Source organism: Pseudomonas sp. 06C 126 (assembly GCF_001855215.1).
GTDB classification, from domain to species: Bacteria; Pseudomonadota; Gammaproteobacteria; order Pseudomonadales; family Pseudomonadaceae; genus Aquipseudomonas; species Aquipseudomonas proteolytica.
The window spans coordinates 19386-39084 of sequence record NZ_MIFU01000097.1; the positions used below are offsets into that span (position 1 = coordinate 19386).

19 protein-coding genes are annotated in these 19699 nt (G+C 60.3%); 10 read left to right on the top strand and 9 right to left on the bottom strand.

Annotated elements, in window-relative coordinates:
* Nucleotides 1–199 precede the first annotated feature (199 nt).
* Entirely contained in the window at nt 200–1009 is an 810-nt protein-coding gene (gene tcdA, locus BHC62_RS18300; protein ID WP_167362627.1) for a tRNA cyclic N6-threonylcarbamoyladenosine(37) synthase TcdA, read from the top strand.
* A gap of 110 nt (nt 1010–1119) precedes the next feature.
* Here tcdA and BHC62_RS18305 read toward each other — a convergent pair whose 3' ends face one another.
* The 6 genes from BHC62_RS18305 to BHC62_RS18330 form a co-directional block, all read right to left on the bottom strand.
* Complete coding sequence (locus tag BHC62_RS18305; protein WP_070995733.1) at nt 1120–1533, bottom strand: SufE family protein; 414 nt, start codon at nt 1531–1533, stop codon at nt 1120–1122.
* Nucleotides 1530–2735 carry an aminotransferase class V-fold PLP-dependent enzyme gene (locus tag BHC62_RS18310; protein ID WP_070995734.1) on the bottom strand — a complete coding sequence of 402 codons (1206 nt, stop codon included), beginning with the start codon at nt 2733–2735 and terminating at the stop codon, nt 1530–1532. Before BHC62_RS18310 ends, BHC62_RS18305 begins: the two co-directional genes overlap by 4 nt.
* Before the next feature lie 70 nt (nt 2736–2805).
* Nucleotides 2806–3840, bottom strand: coding sequence for a 2,3,4,5-tetrahydropyridine-2,6-dicarboxylate N-succinyltransferase (gene dapD / locus BHC62_RS18315; RefSeq protein WP_029300118.1), 1035 nt, complete (start codon nt 3838–3840; stop codon nt 2806–2808).
* 32 nt (nt 3841–3872) lie between these two features.
* Entirely contained in the window at nt 3873–4235 is a 363-nt protein-coding gene (locus BHC62_RS18320; protein ID WP_070995735.1) for an ArsC family reductase, read from the bottom strand.
* Nucleotides 4236–4339: 104 nt separating this feature from the next.
* Nucleotides 4340–4642, bottom strand: coding sequence for an XRE family transcriptional regulator (locus tag BHC62_RS18325; RefSeq protein ID WP_070995736.1), 303 nt, complete (start codon nt 4640–4642; stop codon nt 4340–4342).
* Nucleotides 4643–4652: 10 nt separating this feature from the next.
* The gene (locus BHC62_RS18330) at nt 4653–4994 is read right to left on the bottom strand and encodes a type II toxin-antitoxin system RelE/ParE family toxin (RefSeq protein ID WP_070995737.1); all 342 of its coding nucleotides are present in this window, start codon (nt 4992–4994) and stop codon (nt 4653–4655) included.
* A gap of 192 nt (nt 4995–5186) precedes the next feature.
* Between BHC62_RS18330 and BHC62_RS18335 the strand changes: the two genes are divergently transcribed.
* Nucleotides 5187–6830, top strand: coding sequence for a Na+/H+ antiporter (locus tag BHC62_RS18335; protein ID WP_070995738.1), 1644 nt, complete (start codon nt 5187–5189; stop codon nt 6828–6830).
* Between the two features lie 58 nt (nt 6831–6888).
* Here the strand turns inward: BHC62_RS18335 and dapC are convergent, their stop codons facing one another.
* The 3 genes from dapC to map all read right to left on the bottom strand — a co-directional run bounded on the left by dapC (nt 6889) and on the right by map (nt 11791).
* On the bottom strand, nt 6889–8088 hold the full coding sequence (gene dapC / locus BHC62_RS18340) for a succinyldiaminopimelate transaminase (RefSeq protein WP_070995739.1): 1200 nt from the start codon (nt 8086–8088) through the stop codon (nt 6889–6891).
* A 149-nt stretch (nt 8089–8237) separates the two neighbouring features.
* The gene (locus BHC62_RS18345; RefSeq protein WP_070995740.1) at nt 8238–10940 is read right to left on the bottom strand and encodes a [protein-PII] uridylyltransferase; all 2703 of its coding nucleotides are present in this window, start codon (nt 10938–10940) and stop codon (nt 8238–8240) included.
* A 68-nt stretch (nt 10941–11008) separates the two neighbouring features.
* Nucleotides 11009–11791, bottom strand: coding sequence for a type I methionyl aminopeptidase (gene map / locus BHC62_RS18350; protein ID WP_029297294.1), 783 nt, complete (start codon nt 11789–11791; stop codon nt 11009–11011).
* A gap of 386 nt (nt 11792–12177) precedes the next feature.
* Here map and rpsB point away from each other — a divergent pair, with 386 nt between their 5' ends.
* The 8 genes from rpsB to rseP all read left to right on the top strand — a co-directional run bounded on the left by rpsB (nt 12178) and on the right by rseP (nt 19638).
* Nucleotides 12178–12918 (top strand): 30S ribosomal protein S2, encoded by a 741-nt coding sequence (gene rpsB, locus BHC62_RS18355; RefSeq protein WP_029297291.1) that lies wholly within the window; start codon nt 12178–12180, stop codon nt 12916–12918.
* 193 nt (nt 12919–13111) lie between these two features.
* Nucleotides 13112–13975: a translation elongation factor Ts gene (gene tsf, locus BHC62_RS18360; protein WP_029297289.1), complete on the top strand. Its 864-nt coding sequence runs from the start codon at nt 13112–13114 to the stop codon at nt 13973–13975.
* Between the two features lie 211 nt (nt 13976–14186).
* Nucleotides 14187–14930, top strand: coding sequence for a UMP kinase (pyrH, locus tag BHC62_RS18365; protein ID WP_003172271.1), 744 nt, complete (start codon nt 14187–14189; stop codon nt 14928–14930).
* A complete protein-coding gene (gene frr / locus BHC62_RS18370) occupies nt 14927–15484 on the top strand; it encodes a ribosome recycling factor (RefSeq protein WP_070995741.1) in 558 nt (185 codons plus the stop codon). Before pyrH ends, frr begins: the two co-directional genes overlap by 4 nt.
* A gap of 17 nt (nt 15485–15501) precedes the next feature.
* Nucleotides 15502–16257, top strand: coding sequence for a polyprenyl diphosphate synthase (uppS, locus tag BHC62_RS18375; RefSeq protein ID WP_029297283.1), 756 nt, complete (start codon nt 15502–15504; stop codon nt 16255–16257).
* On the top strand, nt 16257–17063 hold the full coding sequence (locus BHC62_RS18380; protein ID WP_029297280.1) for a phosphatidate cytidylyltransferase: 807 nt from the start codon (nt 16257–16259) through the stop codon (nt 17061–17063). The genes uppS and BHC62_RS18380 overlap by 1 nt, the downstream gene beginning before the upstream one ends.
* On the top strand, nt 17060–18250 hold the full coding sequence (gene ispC / locus BHC62_RS18385) for a 1-deoxy-D-xylulose-5-phosphate reductoisomerase (RefSeq protein ID WP_029297278.1): 1191 nt from the start codon (nt 17060–17062) through the stop codon (nt 18248–18250). The genes BHC62_RS18380 and ispC overlap by 4 nt, the downstream gene beginning before the upstream one ends.
* A 35-nt stretch (nt 18251–18285) precedes the next feature.
* On the top strand, nt 18286–19638 hold the full coding sequence (rseP, locus tag BHC62_RS18390; protein ID WP_029297276.1) for a sigma E protease regulator RseP: 1353 nt from the start codon (nt 18286–18288) through the stop codon (nt 19636–19638).
* Nucleotides 19639–19699: the final 61 nt, after the last annotated feature.

A 19699-nucleotide genomic window follows, 5' to 3' on the forward strand; every position in this document is an offset into this window, starting at 1 on the left:
AGGGTGCGGAACGAAAAGAGGTGTTGGCCTGCGCCGAACGGCGCGCATCCTACACTGGCCCTTCCATGAGCGTACAGCAAGCTGGGAAAAACCGGAGTTTAGTCAGCGAAACCTCTGCGGAGTTCTTTACTTGTAGCTGGAAGCTTCGAACTTGTCGCCGCGTAGTCCATAATGCGCGCCGGTTTTTGGGGTAATGGTCATGAGCACAGAAGATCCACGGTTTGCCGGCGTCGCCCGTTTGTATGGCATTGAAGGCCTGGAGCGTTTGAAAGCGGCCCATGTGGCCATCGTCGGCGTGGGCGGTGTCGGCTCGTGGGCGGCGGAAGCCATGGCCCGCTGCGGGGTGGGCGAGATTTCGCTGTTTGACCTGGACGACGTGTGCGTCAGCAACAGCAACCGTCAGTTGCACGCCCTGGACAGCACGGTAGGCAAGCCCAAGGTCGAAGTGATGGCCGAACGCCTGCGTGCGATCAACCCCGATTGCACCGTGCATGCGGTGGCGGACTTCGTGACCCGCGACACCATGGCCGAGTACATCACGCCTGACATTGACTGCGTGATTGACTGCATCGATGCGGTCAACGCCAAGGCGGCGCTGATCGCCTGGTGCAAGCGGCGCAAGATCCAGATCATCACCACCGGCGGCGCCGGCGGGCAGATTGACCCGACGCTGATCCAGGTGTGCGACCTGAACCGCACCTTCAACGACCCACTGGCCTCGAAAGTGCGTTCCACCTTGCGTCGTGACTACGGTTTTTCACGCACCGTGACCCGGCACTACAGCGTGCCTTGCGTGTTCTCCACCGAACAGCTGCGTTATCCCAAGCCCGATGGCAGCATCTGCTTGCAGAAGAGTTTTGTGGGGGATGGCGTGAAGCTGGACTGCGCGGGTGGGTTTGGCGCGGTGATGATGGTGACGGCGACCTTTGGCATGGTGGCGGCGACCAAGGCCGTGGACAAGATCGTGGCCGGAGTGCGCAGGCCGTCCGAGCGGGTCAAACCCACCTGAATAACACTGCTGGGCATAAACAAAATGTGGGGCTTGCCCGCGATGGCGGTGTGCCAGGCAAGACATCTGGCACTGATCCACTGCTATCGCGGGCAAGCCCGCTCCTACAGTTAGTTTTGCGTATGGCTCAAGTCGCGCATGCGCTGCAGGACTGCGTTCAGGCCATTGCTGCGCGACGGCGACAGCTGGCGGGAGAGGCCCAGTTGGTTGAACCAGTCAGGCAGGTCGACCGCCTGTAACGCGTGCGCCGATAGGCCATTGACCCGCGCCAGCAACAACGCCACCAACCCGCGAATCAAGCGCGCGTCGCTGCTGGCGGCAAACTGCCAGTGGCCCTCGTGCAAGCGCCCCACCAGCCACACCAGGCTTTCACAGCCCTGTACCAGGTTGGCGTCGATCTTGTCCTCAGGCACCAATGCCGGCAGCCGCTCGCCCCATTGCATCAGCAGGCGGGCGCGTTGCTCCCAGCTGCCGACAGCCTGAAAGGCCTGCAGCGCGGCCATCGCATCCGCTGGCAGGCTCATCGCAGCATGTCCAGCGCCTGGTCCAGCGCTTCAAAAAAGCGCTCCAGGTCATCGGAGTCGTTGTACAGCGCCAACGAAACCCGGATTGCGCCGGATAAATGCAGGCTCTTGAGCAGGGGCATTGCACAGTGATGGCCGGCGCGTACCGCGATGCCTTGCTCGGTCAGCAGGTGGGCGAGGTCGGCGCTGTGTATACCGTCTACCACGAAGCTGGCCAGGGCCACGTGTGGCGAGCCCAGCAGGCGCACGCCATTGCGTGCCCGCAAGCCGCGCAATAGATAGTCATGCAGCGCCGCTTCATGGGCGAGCACCGCCGCTTGATCCAGGGAATTGAGGTAGTCCAGGGTCGCCCCCAGGCCAATCACGCTGGCAATCGGCGGGGTGCCCGCTTCGAAACCCAGGGGCGCGGGGCGAAAGCTGGCGCTGTGGTAGTCCGCCTGTTGCACCATCTCGCCGCCAAACTGCCAGTGGCGCAGCAGAGGCAGGCCTTCGGTGCGGCCGTAAAGCACGCCGACGCCGTCCGGGCCGTAGAGCTTGTGGCTGGAAAACACGTAGAAGTCGCAGCCCAGGGCCTGCACGTCATGGCGCCCGTGGACGATGCCCTGTGCGCCATCCACCACGGTCAAGGCGTCGTGGGCCTTGGCCAGTGCCAGCAACTGCGCCAACGGCTGCCAGGCGCCCAGCACGTTGGATAACTGGCTCACCGCCAGCAGGCGGGTGCGTGGCCCGATCATCGTGGCGGCGGCGTGCAGGTCGATCAAGCCGGCGTCGTCGAGGGGCAACACCACAAGCGTGAGCTCGCGGCGTTTGGCCAACTGCTGCCAGGGCAATAGGTTGGCGTGATGTTCCAGGGCGCTGATGACAATCTCATCGCCCGGGTTGAAAAGGTGCTCAAGGCCATAGGCCAGGAGGTTCAGCGCTGAAGTGGCGCCGTGGGTGAAGATGATTTGCCCGCTGTCACCGACGTTGAGCCATTGCGCCACTTTGCTGCGACTGTCCTCGAACGCCTGGGTCGCATGGGCGCCCGGCAAATGCTGGGCACGGTGCACATTGGCTGCGCCATTGGCGTAGTAATGGCTGAGGGCGTCCAACAGGGCTTGAGGTTTTTGCGTGGTAGCGGCGTTGTCCAGATAGGTCTGGTCTTGCCGTTGCAAGGTAGCGATGGCCGGGAAATCGGCGCGCCAGGGCGAAGGCACAAGCATGGGGTTCAAGACTCATATGAACCGGCCGCGCTGAATAACGCGGCCGGTTCCGGTGGCATCGAGTCGCTGCTTAGTTGTGAGCGTGCAGCGCTGCGTTCAGTTCGATCGCCGACTTGTGGGTTTTGCACTCCACGGCACCGGTTTCGGAGTTACGGCGGAACAGCAGGTCCGGCTGGCCAGCCAGTTCACGGGCCTTGACCACCTTGACCAGTTGGTTCTGCTCATCGAGCAGTGCCACTTTGGTGCCAGCGGTCACGTACAGGCCCGATTCCACGGTGTTGCGATCACCCAACGGGATACCGATACCGGCGTTGGCGCCGATCAGGCAGCCTTCGCCCACCTTGATCACGATGTTGCCGCCGCCCGACAGGGTACCCATGGTGGAGCAACCGCCGCCCAGGTCCGAACCCTTGCCGACGAAGACACCCGCCGATACACGGCCTTCGATCATGCCAGGGCCTTCGGTGCCTGCGTTGAAGTTGATGAAGCCTTCATGCATCACCGTGGTGCCTTCGCCCACATAGGCGCCCAGGCGCAGACGCGCAGCATCGGCGATACGCACGCCGGCCGGCACCACGTAGTCGGTCATTTTCGGGAACTTGTCCACCGAGAACACTTCCAGCAGCTCGCCACGCAAGCGTGCTTCCAACTGGCGCTCGGCCAACTCGCCGATGTCGATCGCACCCTGGCTGGTCCAGGCCACGTTCGGCAGTTGCGGGAATACACCGGCCAGGCTCAGGCCATGGGGCTTGACCAGGCGGTGGGACAGCAGATGCAGCTTGAGGTAGGCCTCTGGGGTGGAGGTCAATGCCGCGTCCTCGGCCAGCAGCGTGGCGACCAACGGCTTGTGGCTTTCGGCCAGGCGGGTCAGCAGGGCGGCTTGGGTGGCATCTACATTTTTCAGTGCATCAACCAGCTGCGAGGCTTGGGCAATGGTGAAAGTGATTGCCTGGTTGCCTTCGGTGTAGCCGAGGATAGGCGCGATGGCGGCAACGATCTCGGCCGAAGGGTTGAGCAATGGCTGCGCGTAAAACACTTCCAGCCAAGCACCTTGGCGGTTCTGGGTGCCGACGCCGAAGCCCAGGCTGAACAGGGAATTGGACATGCTGTTACCTCTACAAAAATGAAGTGGCTGGCCTACTTGAGGGCCGCCGAATAACTATCTGGCTTGAAGCCAATCAGGGTTCTGTCACCGAGATCGAGCACCGGGCGCTTGATCATCGAGGGTTGTGCGAGCATCAGTTCAATCGCTTTCGCCTGGTCGAGATCGGCTTTCTGTTCGTCTTCGAGTTTGCGAAAGGTCGTGCCTGCACGGTTCAAAACCACTTGCCAACCGTGCTCGTTGCACCATTGGGTCAAGTGTTCGCGGTCGATACCGGCCGTCTTGTAGTCATGAAACGTATAGCTGATGGCATTTTCATCGAGCCAGGTACGCGCCTTTTTCATGGTGTCGCAGGCTTTGATGCCGAAAATCTGTAACTGCTTGTTTTTATTGGGCATATTTCATTCCTAAAAATCTCCCCAATAGGGTCGCAAAAATTCAGCCAAGGATTATGCCACGTAGAGCCCCTGCGCGCAGGCTACCCGACCCAAAGGTGGGCAAGTCATGCGTGGGCTGCTTGGTCCTCTGGAACCAGGCGGATTTCCACACGTTGGCCAAGGGCCCTGGCAGCGCTGGCTAAAGTCGCGAGGGTCATGCCTGAGTCATTTTGATCAAGTGCGCGGTCCACGGCGGTTCTGCTGGTGTGCATCCGCTCTGCCAGCGCTTTTTTACTGACTCGCTGGTGCTTCATCGCCTGCGCAATCTGCCACGCGATGACACGTTTGAGGGCGGCTGCGCAGACTTCTTCGCCGAGCCCTTGCTCGGCGAGGAAATCATCGAAGTCAGAACCGATATGTTTGTTCATGTGTTGTACCTCATAACCTTGCCCTGCGCTGCTTGGCGGTTGCCATGTCGTGCACCGGTGTCTTTTGGCTTTTCTTGATAAAACCGTGGAGTAGCACCATGTTGCTGCCGACCACCGTGAAGATAATGCGGGCGATGGTGTCCTCCAGATCAACCCTGACTTCCCACAGCCCGGAGTCGAGCTTTCGCACTACGGGCATGCCGATTGGCCACCCCAGTTGCACGGTTTTTATTTCAATCCCAATGAGTCGCCTGTGTTCACGGGGCAGATCGGTCAGCCATTCACGTACCGGCTCGTTGCCTGCGTCAGTGCGAAAAAAGCTCACATGTAAAGTGAGTGAGTTTTTACTCATCTGTTGGAGTGTACCTAAAATGGTGCTCTTTTCAATGTGTCGCTCTACAGTCCGCCATCCATTGGTCCTAGTCATGGCTGCGACTTATGTGCAACGGTCAGCCAGCAGCATAGGCAGCTAATATGGCACTTCAAAGGCGCGTTGCTGCCTCAAGTGTTTCATTGCAAGTCGATTGTCCAGGAACCCCGCTTTATGCAAACCGCCTACACCGTTCTTATCCTGCTGATGCTGGTCAGCGTTTCGCGTCTGGTCGGGCGTGTCATCCCCTTGCCGTTGCCGTTGGTGCAGATTGCCGCCGGTGCCCTGCTGGCGTGGCCGACCCTGGGGTTGCATGTAGCGCTGGACCCGGAGCTGTTTCTATTTCTGTTCCTGCCGCCGCTGCTGTTCTCCGATGGCTGGCGCATGCCCAAGCGTGAGTTGTGGCGCTTGCGTGGTCCCATCCTGACATTGGCGGTAGGGCTGGTGCTGTTTACCGTGGTGGGCGCCGGTTACTTTATCCATTGGCTGCTGCCAAGCATTCCCTTGCCTGTGGCGTTCGCCCTGGCGGCTGTGTTGTCGCCGACGGATGCGGTGGCGGTGTCGGCGATTTCCCAGAACCGCTTGCCCACACCCTTGATGCATATGCTCCAGGGCGAGGCCTTGATGAACGATGCGTCGGGCCTGGTGACGTTCAAGTTTGCCCTCGCGGCGGCGTTGACCGGGGTGTTTTCCCTGGCCGATGCCAGCCTGACGTTTGTGCTGGTGGCGCTCGGTGGCCTGGCCATCGGCGTGGCGTTGAGCTGGCTGGTGGGTCGCCTGCGGGCCTGGATGATTGCCCGGGGTTGGGATGACCCGGCCACCCATGTGGTGTTTATGTTGCTGCTGCCGTTTGCCGCTTATGTGCTGGCCGAACGCCTGGGCGCGTCGGGGATTCTCTCGGCGGTGGCGGCGGGCATGATGCAAAGCTGGCTGGACCTGCTGCCACGCCAGACCAGTACGCGGTTGCTCAATCGCAGTGTCTGGTCGCTGCTGGAGTTTGCCTTCAACGGGCTGATCTTCCTGCTGCTGGGCCTGCAATTGCCCGATATCATCAAGGCGGTGACCAGTCACGAAGCTACGCTGTGGCCGACCTTGTTCTATCGCGTCCTGGACGTGATCGCGATCTTCCTGGTGTTGCTGGTGCTGCGGTTTATCTGGGTACAGAGTATCTGGCGCCTGTCCGGCCTGTTGCGGCGCCTGCGTGGTAAAAGCGAGCTGACCCTGGTGCCAACCGCGCGGTCTTGCTGGCTTTTGACCGTCGGTGGGGTGCGGGGGGCGGTGACGCTGGCCGGTGTGATGTCAGTGCCGTTGCTGTTTGCACCAGGCCAGGCGTTTCCTGAGCGCGACTTGCTGATCTTTATCGCCGCCGGGGTGATCCTGCTGTCGTTGGTGGCCGCCTGCATTGCCTTGCCGCTGTTGCTACGGGGGATTGAGAAAAGCCCGGATGACAAGCGTCGCGGTGAGGTGCGCGATGCCTGGAAGAAAACCGCCGAGGCGGCGATTCATGCCCTGGAGACAGAGGAGGCCGCCGACGTGGCGCCTCTGGACGCGGCGCAGGCCGCATTGGCGACGGAGCTCAAGGCGCGGATCATGTCGGAGTACCGTCACCAACTGGAGGTGTTCAATGACTCGGCCGAAGCCCAGGCGCTGGCGCTGCAGATGGATCAACTGGAGCGTAAGTTGCGGCTCAAGGCCCTGCGCGCGCAGCGCTTGGAGTTGTACAGCCTGAGCCGCCACCACCAGATTGGTGATGATGTGCTGCGCGAAGTGCTGGCGGACCTGGATATGAGTGAGGCTAACCTGGGGACCCAGAAATAGCCGCGTGGGTTAATTCACCCCTACGCAGGCCGCTCCCAGGCGGGAGCGGCCCCGGTCATCAACGACGGCGCTGGATGAAGTTGCGCATCCGTTCAGCGGCTTCGACGCATTCGGACAACGGTGCCACCAGTGCCAGGCGCACCCGCCCGGCACCTGGATTGAAACCGTCCACTTCCCGCGACAGGTACGAGCCTGGCACCACGGTCACGTGTTCTTCCACGAACAAGTCGCGGCAGAACGCGGCGTCGTCGCCCTCGACGTTCGGCCACAGGTAAAAACCACCGTCAGGGTTCTGTACGTCCAATACCGGCTTGAGAATCGCCAGGACCGCGGCGAATTTTTCCCGGTACAGATCACGGTTGGCCAATACATGAGCCTCATCCTGCCAGGCGGCAACGCTCGCCAGCTGGGTTTGCACCGGCATGGCACAGCCGTGGTAGGTGCGGTACAGCAGGAAGGCCTTGAGGATCTCGGCATCGCCGGCCACAAAACCGGAACGCAGGCCCGGCAGGTTGGAACGCTTGGACAGGCTATGGAACACCACGCAGCGCTTGAAATCCTCGCGACCCAATTCGACACAGGCGCTGAGCAGGCCAGGCGGCGGGGTTTGTTCGTCGAAGTACAGCTCGCTGTAGCACTCGTCGGCGGCGATCACGAAGTCGTACTGGTCGGCCAGGGCGATCAGTTTTTTCAGGGTGGCGACGGGGATCAGTGCGCCGGTCGGGTTGCCGGGGGAGCACAGGAACAGGATCTGGCAGCGTTGCCAGATATCTGCCGAGACGGCGTCGAAATCCGGATTGAAGCCGTTCTCATCCAGGCACGGCAGGTAATGCGGCTTGGCTCCGGCGAGGAACGCTGCGCCTTCATAGATCTGGTAGAACGGGTTCGGGCTGACCACCAGGGCATCGTCGCCACGGTTGACCACGGTCTGGGTGAACGCGAAGAGCGCTTCGCGGGTGCCATTGACCGGCAGGATATTGCGCGCCGGGTCCAGCCAGCCCTTGGGCACGTTGAAGCGTCGTTCGCACCAGGCGCCAATGGCCTCGCGCAGGGCCGGGATGCCCAGGGTGGTGGGGTACACCGCCATTTGGTCGAGGTTATTGGTCAGGGCCTGGGCGACGAAATCCGGGGACTTGTGCTTGGGCTCGCCGATGGACAGGGCGATCGGGCGCTTGTCCGGGTTTGGCGTGACACTGCCCAGCAGGGCGCGCAATTTCTCGAACGGGTAGGGTTGCAGCTGGTTCAGGGCGTTGTTCATTGGGGGCCTCTATCGTTGAACACGGCCCCTGTAGGCGCTGGCTTGCCTGCGATGTAGGCGCCGCGGTGTATCTGTTACACCGCGGCGATGCCATCGCAGGCAAGCCAGCTCCTACAAGGGCGCGCGGCCACAGGGAAATAAAATTCAGCTCAAATGGTCAGTCGGAACCCTTCTGCCCCGGGCTCCTGGTTCACGCTCAATTGCGCGACGATAGCGTCCTGCAAGCGGCGGCACAGTTCCGGGTCGGACAGGGGGTGATTGTCGGCGTCGGTAATAAAAAACACGTCTTCGACCCGCTCGCCCAGGGTGGCAATCTTGGCGTTTTGCAATGACAGGTCGAACTCCAGGAAGATCCCGCCGATCCGTGCCAGCAGGCCTGGCCGATCCGGTGCGCTGAGTTCCAGCACCGTTACCGGGCGCTGGGCGTCATTGTGGATGGTCACTTGGGGCGCAAAGGCAAAATGCTTGAGCTGGCGCGGCACCCGGCGCTGGATGATGGTCGGGTAGTCGTCAGGGTTGCGCAGGGCTTCGGTCAGGCCTTCGCGGATTTTTTTCACGCGCTCGGGGTTGTCGCCGATGGACTCGCCTTCGGTGTCGAGAACGATATAGGTGTCGAGGGTGAACTGGCTGCTGGAGGTAATGACCCGCGCGTCATGGATGTTCAGGTTGAGCTGGTCCATCGCGGCCACGGTCACGGCGAAGAAGTCGTGCTGGTCCGGGGCGTAGATAAAGATCTGCGTGCCGCCTTCGAATTCGCGCTGGGTCGTTTCCTTGATCAGCACCAGCGGGCCACCGTCAGCCGGCTGCTGGAGGATCGCGTCGGTGTGCCAGGCCACGTCGCCTGCGGTGTGGCGCAGGAAATAGTCATCACCCAATTGCGACCAGAGTTGCTCCACATCGTCCGGGTCGTTGCCGCCGCGCACCAGGATATCCAGGGCCGCGCTCTGGGTGCGGCGGATCTGCTCTTCGCGGTCCACCGGGTTTTCCAGGCCGCGGCGCAACGCGCGCTTGGTCTCGGTATAGAGCTGGCGCAACAGGCTGGCGCGCCACGAGTTCCAAAGGGTCGGGTTGGTGGCGTTGATGTCGGAGACGGTCAGCACATACAGGTAGTCGAGACGGGTTTCGTCGCCGACGGCCTGCGCGAAATCATGGATTACCTGTGGGTCGGACAAATCCTTGCGCTGGGCGGTAGTGGACATGACCAGGTGGTTCTGTACTAGCCAGACAATCAGGCGGCTGTCCCACTGCGGCAGCTGGTGGCGCTGGCAGAAGGCTTGCGCATCCACCGCGCCGATTTCCGAATGGTCGCCGTGTCGGCCCTTGCCGATATCGTGGTACAGGCCGGCCAGGTAGATCAGTTCAGGCTTGGGCAGCTTGGCCATCAGCTTACTGGCCAGCGGGAATTTCTCTGACACCTGGGTGTACTGCAGCTTACGCAGGTGCTTGATCAGGTTCAGGGTGTGGGCGTCGACCGTATAAATGTGGAACAGGTCGTGTTGCATCTGCCCGACGATAAAGCCGAACTCCGGCAGATAGCGCCCGAGGATGCCGTAGCGGTTCATGCGCCGCAGGTTGCGGTGGATGCCGATCTTGCACTTGAACAGTTCGATAAACAGGCTGGTATTGCGGATGTCGTTGCGAAATTCGTCGTCGATCAGGTGGCGGTTTTCCCGCAGCAAGCGGATGGTATCGGCGCGCACGCCCTTGATTTCCGGTTGCTGGGCCATCAGCACGAAGATTTCCAGCATGGCAAAGGGGGTGCGCTTGAACACGTTGTCGTGGCGCGCCTCGATATAGCCGTCGTGCAGTTGGAAGCGCGCATTGATCGGTTGCGGTGGCGCTTCGTCTTCGGGGGCCAGGATCACTTCTTCAAAATGCTGGATGATCAGGTCGCTGAGCTGGGCGATGCTCATGACCACCCGGTAGTACTGCTGCATGAAGCTTTCGATGCTGGTCTTCGCGTCTTCGCCTTCAAAGCCCAGCAGGGCGGCGATGGAGCGCTGGTGGTCAAACAGCAGGCGGTCTTCGGAGCGTCCGGCGAGCATGTGCAGGGCGTAGCGCACCTTCCACAAAAACTCCTGGGACGAGGCCAGCAGGGCGTTTTCGCTCTCTACCAAAAAGCCTTCGCCGGCCAGGGCCCGCAGGTTCAGGGTGCCGTACTGGCGCCGGGCCACCCACAAGATGGTCTGGATGTCCCGCAGCCCGCCAGGCGAGCCCTTGACGTTGGGTTCCAGGTTGTATTCGGTGTCGTTGTATTTGTGGTGCCGGGCTTTCTGCTCGGCGCGCTTGGCGAGGAAGAACTCCTTGCTCGGCCACATGCGCGCGGTGCTGGTGACTTCCAGCATGCGCTGGCGCAGGCGTTCGGGGCCGCAGATGGTGCGGCTTTCCATCAGGTTGGTGACCACGGTGAGGTCGGCACGGGCTTCTTCGGCGCATTCATCTACCGAACGCACGCTCTGACCGACTTCCAGGCCGATGTCCCACAGCAGCGTCAGAAAGCGCTCGATGGAATCACGAAAGATCTCGTGGTCGGCGCTGTCCAGCAGGATCAGCAGGTCGATATCGGAGTAGGGGTGCAGTTCGCCCCGGCCATAGCCGCCGACGGCCACCAGGGCGATATCGGCGTCTTCGCTCCAGTCGAACTGCTCCCAGGCCTTTTGCAGGATGTTATCGACGAACCAGGCGCGATCCTCGATCAGTCGGCGGATCTCCCGGCCGCTGCGAAAACGCCCGTCGAGCACCTCGCGGGCCTGGCGGATGGCCTTCTTGAAGGCGGCAATCGGGCTTGCCTTCAGCGCCAGTTCCGCCTGGAACTGGCCACGGTCGAAGAGTTCGGGATCCACCTGGGGCATCGATCGGCTTTCCTTTCTATCTATGTGTAGGTCGCAACGTTGCTAATCCGGAAAGCCCGCTGCAAACATCAGGCCGAAACGCGGGGGATCGTGTCGTCGGCGCGCAGGGTGAAGATCTCATAGCCAGTGTCGGTGACCAGCAGGGTGTGTTCCCACTGTGCCGAGAGCTTGCGGTCCTTGGTGATGGCGGTCCAGCCGTCGCCCAGCACCTTGGTGTCGGCCTTGCCCTGGTTGATCATCGGCTCGATGGTGAAGGTCATGCCTGCCTTGAGCTCCATACCGGTGCCGGCACGGCCGTAGTGCAGGATCTGTGGCTCTTCGTGGAACACTTTGCCGATGCCGTGGCCGCAGAATTCGCGGACCACCGAGAACCCGTTCTTTTCAGCGTGCTTCTGGATCACTTCGCCGATGTCGCCCAGGCGGCAGCCCGGCTTGACCAGTTCAATGGCCTTGTACATGCATTCCTGGGTGACCTGGGACAGGCGCTCGGCCCAGACCGGGACGTTGCCGACGTGGAACATACGGCTGGTGTCGCCGTGGTAGCCGTCCTTGATCACGGTGACGTCGATGTTCAGGGTGTCACCGTCTTTGAGCGGCTTGTCGCCCGGGATGCCGTGGCAGACCACGTGGTTGATCGAGGTGCAGATCGACTTGGGGAAGCCTTTGTAGTTCAGCGGCGCGGGAATGGCTTTCTGCACGTCGACAATATAGTCATGGCAGATGCGGTCCAGGGCTTCAGTGGTGACGCCGGGCTTGACGTGTTCGGCAATCATTTCCAGCACGTCTGCAGCCAGTTTGCCGGCAACGCGCATGCCTGCGATATCTTCGGCGGTTTTCAGGGTAACGGTCATACAGGCTCTCTCTAGCGCGACGCGCTGAAATCAATACGGTTTACGGGCGTGCGACAAAAAGGTGCAGCGTTCGCACAAGCCCAAAAAACGCGATTCTAACAGACGCAAGGTATAAACCATGAGTGTCTGGCTATCGCTTCTCTCTATAAGGTGCGGGTATTTTCACCCGATTCAATGGCTTGGGTGGCAGTGACGGCAAGCAAATGCGATTGCGGGTTTCGTTTTTGTCGTTGCTGTGGTATAAAATGCGCCGCTTTCCGGGGATACCCCGCAAAGCTTAAATCCACACACGTGTCGACACGATGACCTGGGTGCCGGAGGCCTTGAAGCCGCTGGTTGGTCATTGGGATACGTGGAGGCCAAACCCGACTTATTAAGGAACTATCATGTCCCAAGTCAACATGCGCGATATGCTGAAGGCCGGTGTGCACTTCGGTCACCAGACCCGTTACTGGAACCCGAAAATGGGTAAATACATTTTCGGCGCGCGTAACAAGATCCACATTATCAACCTTGAAAAAACCCTGCCAATGTTCAACGAAGCTCTGACTTTCGTAGAGCGCCTGGCCCAGGGCAAAAACAAGATTCTGTTCGTCGGCACCAAGCGTTCCGCTGGCAAGATCGTTGCTGAAGAAGCAGCACGTTGCGGTTCGCCGTACGTCGATCACCGCTGGTTGGGCGGCATGCTGACCAACTTCAAAACCATCCGTGCTTCCATCAAGCGTCTGCGTGACCTTGAAGTGCAAGCCGAAGACGGTACTTTCGCCAAGCTGACCAAGAAAGAAGCGCTGATGCGCTCCCGTGACCTGGAAAAGCTCGATCGTTCCCTGGGTGGTATCAAGGACATGGGCGGTCTGCCTGACGCACTGTTCGTTATCGACGTTGATCACGAGCGCATCGCGATCACCGAAGCCAACAAGCTGGGCATCCCGGTTATCGGCGTAGTCGATACCAACAGCAGCCCGGAAGGCGTTGACTACATCATCCCAGGCAACGATGACGCAATCCGCGCTATCCAGCTGTACATGGGTTCGATGGCTGACGCTGTAATCCGTGGCCGCAACAATGTTGGCGGCGGCACCGTAGAGTTCGCTGCTGAAGAAGCACCGGTCGCTGCAGCTGAGTAATTGACGCCCTGGCGTTGACTCAGTAAGCAAAAAGGGGGCTTGGCCCCCTTTTTGCCACCTCGAAAACCATTTGTGAGCGGCACAGCTACAGCATCTGTAACGTGCAGCGGTTAACAAGGGTGGTTCGGGAAGAATTGAACGCCCGTACAAGTCGGGTGGAATGGTTGAAAACCTATCCAAGAGGAATTTGAAAATGGCAGCAATTACTGCAGCGTTGGTTAAAGAACTGCGTGAGCGTACTGGCGAAGGCATGATGGATTGCAAGAAAGCCCTGGAAAAGGCTGACGGCGACATCGAAAAAGCCATTGATGACATGCGTGCTTCGGGCGCGATCAAGGCTGCCAAGAAAGCAGGCAACGTAGCTGCTGAAGGCGCTATCGCTTTGAAAGAAGACGGCAAGTCCGCCGTTCTGCTGGAAGTGAACTCGCAGACCGACTTCCTGGCTCTGCAGGACGACTTCAAGGCATTTGTTGCTGCTAGCGTTGAAAAAGCGTTCGCCGACAAACTGACTGACGTCGCTCCGCTGATCGCCGCTCAAGAAGCCGATCGCCTGGTACTGGTCGGCAAGGTTGGCGAAAACGTCAACATCCGTCGCCTGGTACGTGTTGAAGGTGATGTTGTTGGTGGTTACCTGCACGGTAACAAGATCGGTGTTGCAGTTGTCCTCAAGGGCGGCAACGTTGAGCTGGCCAAAGACATCGCTATGCACGTAGCGGCCAGCAACCCTGAGTTCCTGCTGCCTTCGGAAGTTTCTGCCGAAGCGATCGAGCGTGAAAAAGCTGTGTTCCTGCAGCTGAACGAAGAAAAAATCAAAGGCAAGCCAGAAAACATTGTTGAGAACATGGTCAAAGGCCGTATCAGCAAGTTCCTGGCCGAAGCAAGCCTGGTTGAGCAGGCGTTCGTCAAGAACCCTGAAATCAAGGTTGGCGAACTGGCCAAGAAAGCCGGTGCTGAAATCGTTTCCTTCACCTACTTCAAAGTAGGCGACGGTATCGAGAAGCCGGTCGACAACTTCGCTGAAGAAGTTGCTGCCCAGCTGGCTGCCGCCAAGCAATAAGACAGTTTTCAACTGTCGCCCAAGAGAGGCTGCCCGCTCACGCGCGCAGCCTCTTTTCAAATGGGATGCTCAATTTTATTTGGCTTCCCTTTGGAACTGGCTTACAAAGCCGTGTTCCGATGGCGCTGTGACAGCGTCCAGCTAGAGTGAACGCAAGCCGTAAACGGCTCGCCAAGAATTTTTTAAAAATACGCCGCAGGAGAGATTCGCAATGGCTCAGCAGGGCAGTGGTTATCAGGCTCGCTATAAACGCATTCTACTCAAGCTTAGCGGCGAGGCCCTGATGGGCTCGGAAGAGTTCGGGATCGATCCCAAAGTGCTTGACCGCATGGCATTGGAAGTCGGCCAACTGGTCGGCATCGGTGTCCAGGTCGGCCTGGTGATTGGTGGTGGCAACCTGTTCCGTGGTGCAGCGCTCAGTGCGGCTGGCATGGATCGGGTCACTGGCGACCACATGGGCATGCTGGCCACTGTGATGAACGCCCTGGCCATGCGTGATGCCCTGGAGCGTGCCAATATCTCGGCCATTGTGATGTCGGCCATCTCGATGGTTGGCGTGACCGATCATTACGACCGTCGCAAAGCCATGCGTCACCTGAACGCCAAAGAGGTGGTGATCTTTGCCGCCGGTACCGGCAACCCGTTCTTCACCACCGACTCGGCGGCCTGCCTGCGCGCCATCGAAATCGATGCTGACGTGGTGCTCAAGGCCACCAAGGTTGACGGTGTCTACACTGCCGACCCATTCAAAGACCCGCATGCCGAGAAGTTCGATCATCTGACTTATGATGAAGTACTGGATCGCAAGCTGGGTGTTATGGATCTGACGGCAATCTGCCTGTGCCGCGACCACAAGATGCCGCTGCGCGTATTTAACATGAACAAGCCCGGCGCCCTGCTGAATATCGTACACGGCGGCGCAGAAGGGACTCTGATCGAGGAAGGCCAACAATGATCAACGAAATCAAGAAAGACGCCCAGGCGCGTATGCACAAATCCCTGGAATCTCTGAGCCATGCATTCGGCCAGATTCGCACCGGCAAGGCCCACCCAAGCATCCTGGGCAGCGTGATGGTGCCTTACTACGGTTCCGACACTCCGCTGAGTGGCGTGGCCAACGTAACCGTGAAAGACTCGCGCACCCTGCAGGTCGTGGCTTTCGAGCGCAATATGCTCGCTGCCGTCGACAAGGCCATCCAGAGCGCCGGCCTGAACCTCAACCCGACCAACCTGGGCGAGCTGCTGCTGATCTCCATGCCTGCGCTGACCGAAGAAACCCGTAAGGGCTTCACCAAGCAGGCGCGTAGCGCAGCGGAAGATGCCCGTGTTGCCGTGCGTAACATTCGCCGTGACGCCTTGGGTGATCTGAAGAAGCTGGTCAAGGACAAGGAAATCAGCGAAGACGAAGAGCGTCGTGCAATCGCTGATATCGATAAGCTGACCAAGGAATCCGAGGCTCTGATCACCAAGGCCACGGAAGAGAAAGAAAAGGACCTGATGGCCGTATAAGGGGTCAGGACGCTTTCATGGAAAAGACCAAGCAGACTGTGCCCTCCGTGGTGCCGCGCCATGTCGCGATCATCATGGATGGGAATAATCGCTGGGCGAAAAAACGCTTTATGCCGGGTGTCGCCGGGCATAAAGCGGGTGTCGATGCGGTACGGGCCGTGATCGAGGTGTGTGCCGAGGCCAAGGTCGAGGTATTGACCTTGTTTGCCTTCTCCAGTGAAAACTGGCAACGGCCGGCCGACGAAGTCAGCGCCTTGATGGACCTGTTCTTCAAGGCCTTGCGTCGCGAGGCCAAGCGTCTCAACGACAACAACATCAGCCTGCGTATCATCGGCGACCGCTCGCGGTTCCACCCGGAGCTGCAGGCGGCCATGCGTGAAGCCGAGGCGATCACCGCCGGTAGCAATCGCTTTGTCCTGCAAATCGCTGCCAATTACGGCGGGCAATGGGACATCGCCCAGGCCGCACAGCGTCTGGCGCGTGAAGTGCAGGCCGGCCATCTGCGACCGGAAGACATCACGCCTGAGTTGTTGCAAACCTGCCTGGTGACGGGTGACCTGCCGTTACCGGATCTATGCATCCGTACCGGGGGTGAACACCGCATCAGCAATTTCCTGTTGTGGCAGTTGGCCTATACCGAGCTGTACTTCTCCGACCTGTTCTGGCCGGACTTCAAACACGATGCCATGCGTAATGCACTGGCCGATTTCGCTTCCCGTCAGCGTCGCTTCGGTAAAACGAGCGAGCAGATCGAAGCTGGAGCCCGGGTTTAATGCTTAAACAACGAATCATCACGGCACTGATCCTGCTGCCGATCGCCCTGTGCGGGTTTTTCCTGCTTGAAGGCGCAGGCTTTGCGCTGTTCATTGGCCTGGTCGTGACCCTGGGCGCCTGGGAATGGGCGCGCCTGGCAGGGTTTGCCGAGCAGTTGCCGCGGGTGGTGTATGCCGCCGTGGTCGCGTTGCTGCTGTTCCTGATGTACATCCTGCCGGATGTCGCACCCTGGGTGCTCGGGGCGGCGGTACTGTGGTGGGCGTTGGCAACATTCCTTGTATTGACCTACCCGCGCACCAGTGGCAAGTGGTCCAGTGTCGCCTGCAAGCTGGTGATCGGCCTGCTGATCCTGCTGCCGGCCTGGCAGGGCCTGGTCTATATCAAGCATATGGCCTTGGGCAACTGGTTGATCATGGCGGTGATGGTGCTGGTCTGGGGTGCGGATATCGGTGCGTATTTCTCCGGCCGTGCCTTTGGCAAGCGCAAGCTGGCCCCGGCGGTCAGTCCCGGCAAGAGCTGGGAAGGGGTGTACGGCGGGCTGGCGTTGACGTTGTTGATTACCTTGGTGGTCGGCATTGTGCGCGAGTGGGAAACCAAGCAAATTCTCGTGGCCCTGATCGGCGCGGCAGTGGTGGTACTGATCTCGGTGGTCGGCGACCTGACCGAAAGCATGTTCAAGCGCCAGGCTGGCATCAAGGACAGCAGTAATCTGCTGCCGGGCCATGGCGGCGTGCTGGACCGCATTGACAGCCTGACGGCGGCGATCCCGGTATTTGCCGTGCTGTTGTGGATGGCTGCTTCGTGAGCCGCCTACAGCAGGTGACAGTGCTGGGCGCAACCGGCTCGGTGGGCTTAAGCACCCTGGACGTGATTGCCCGTCACCCCGAGCGCTACCAGGTATTCGCCCTGACCGGCTTCAGCCGCTTGAGCGAGCTGCTGGCGCTGTGCGTGCGGTACGTGCCGCAGTTCGCAGTGGTACCGGATGCCGTTGCTGCCCGTGGCTTGCAGGACGACCTGCGGGCTGCCGGCCTGGGCACCCAGGTGTTGGTCGGCGAGGAGGGCTTGTGCCAGGTGTCCGCTGCGCCTGAAGTGGATACCGTGGTTGCCGCCATTGTCGGTGCCGCGGGCCTGCGGCCAACCCTGGCGGCGGTCGATGCTGGCAAGAAGATCCTGTTGGCCAATAAAGAGGCGCTGGTGATGTCCGGCGCGCTGTTTATGCAGGCGGTGCGCAAAAGTGGCGCCGTACTGTTGCCGCTGGACAGCGAGCACAATGCGATTTTCCAGTGTATGCCGGGCGACTTTGCCCGCGGCCTGAGCCAGGTGGGTGTAAGGCGCATCCTGCTGACCGCGTCCGGTGGTCCGTTCCGCCAGACACCGTTGGCCGAGCTGGAACACGTTTCTCCCGATCAGGCCTGTGCCCATCCCAACTGGTCGATGGGGCGCAAGATCTCGGTGGATTCGGCGAGCATGATGAATAAGGGCCTTGAGCTGATCGAAGCCTGCTGGCTGTTTGATGCCCGGGCCGAGCAGGTCGAGGTGGTGATTCATCCGCAAAGCGTGATTCACTCCCTGGTCGACTATGTGGATGGTTCGGTGCTGGCCCAGTTGGGCAACCCGGACATGCGCACGCCGATTGCCAATGCCCTGGCATGGCCCGAACGCATCGACTCGGGTGTGGCACCCCTGGATCTGTTTGCCATTGCACGCCTGGATTTCGAAGCGCCGGATGATCAGCGTTTCCCTTGCCTGCGCCTGGCGCGTGAAGCGGCAGAGGCGGGCAACAGCGCTCCGGCGATGTTGAATGCGGCCAATGAGGTCGCGGTTGCCGCGTTTCTTGATCGGCGCATCCGCTTCCCACAGATCGCGAGTATCATCGAGGAAATTTTAAGTCTCGAGCCGGTGGTTGCCGTGAATGATTTGGGCGCCGTGTTCGAGGCCGATGCCAAGGCCCGGGTCTTGGCCGAGCAATGGTTGAAACGCCACGCAGGTTAGTCGGCAGGCGCGGGATTGGAATGCGGAGAAATTAGATGAGTGCGCTCTACATGATTGTCGGCACCCTGGTTGCTCTGGGTGTGCTGGTCACTTTTCACGAGTTTGGTCATTTTTGGGTGGCGCGGCGTTGTGGCGTCAAAGTCCTGCGTTTTTCCGTGGGTTTCGGCATGCCGCTGCTGCGCTGGCATGACCGGCGTGGCACCGAATTCGTGATTGCCGCAATTCCCCTGGGCGGCTACGTCAAGATGCTCGACGAGCGCGAAGGCGAAGTACCGGCCGATCAGTTGGATCAATCTTTCAATCGCAAGACCGTTCGTCAGCGTATCGCTATCGTGGCTGCCGGCCCGATCGCCAACTTCCTGCTGGCCATGGTGTTCTTCTGGGTCCTGGCAATGCTGGGCAGCCAGCAGGTACGCCCGGTCATCGGTGCGGTGGAGGCGGGCAGTATTGCCGCCAAGGCCGGCTTGAGCGCCGGCCAGGAAATCGTCGCCATTGATGGTGAGCCGACCACGGGTTGGGGCGCGGTCAATCTGCAATTGGTCCGGCGCCTGGGCGAAAGTGGCACGGTGCAGTTGGTGGTGCGCGAACAGGACTCGACAGCCGAGACGCCGCGCGAGCTGGTGTTGGACAAGTGGCTCAAGGGCGCCGACGAGCCTGATCCGATCAAGTCCCTGGGCATTCGTCCGTGGCGCCCGGCACTGCCGCCGGTATTGGCAGAACTCGATCCCAAGGGCCCGGCCCAGGCTGCCGGCCTGAAGACCGGTGACCGCTTGCTGGCCCTTGATGGCCAGGCACTGGGTGACTGGCAGCAAGTGGTCGATCTGGTTCGTGTACGTCCTGATACGAAAATTGTGCTGAAAGTCGAGCGCGACGGTGCTCAAATCGACGTCCCTGTCACCCTCGCGGTGCGCGGGGAGGCCAAAGCAGCTGGCGGGTATCTGGGGGCCGGGGTCAAAGGTGTCGAATGGCCGCCATCGATGGTGAGGGAGGTCAGTTTCGGGCCATTGGCGGCAATTGGCGAGGGTGCGCGACGCACTTGGACCATGAGCGTACTGACCCTCGATTCGCTGAAGAAAATGTTGTTCGGCGAGCTCTCGGTAAAAAACTTGAGTGGACCGATAACCATTGCTAAAGTGGCGGGCGCTTCTGCCCAGTCGGGTGTTGCTGATTTCCTGAATTTCCTGGCTTATCTGAGTATTAGCCTTGGGGTTCTGAATTTGTTGCCCATTCCAGTATTGGATGGGGGGCATCTGTTGTTTTATCTCGTCGAGTGGGTGCGTGGTCGCCCCTTGTCGGATCGGGTGCAGGGTTGGGGGATACAGATCGGTATCAGTTTGGTGGTCGGGGTGATGTTGTTAGCTCTGGTCAACGATCTGGGACGTCTGTAACGCTTCGCTGAATTGCGAATCTGCCGCATTTTGCGGCAGTTTGTTTATTGCCAGTTGGAAT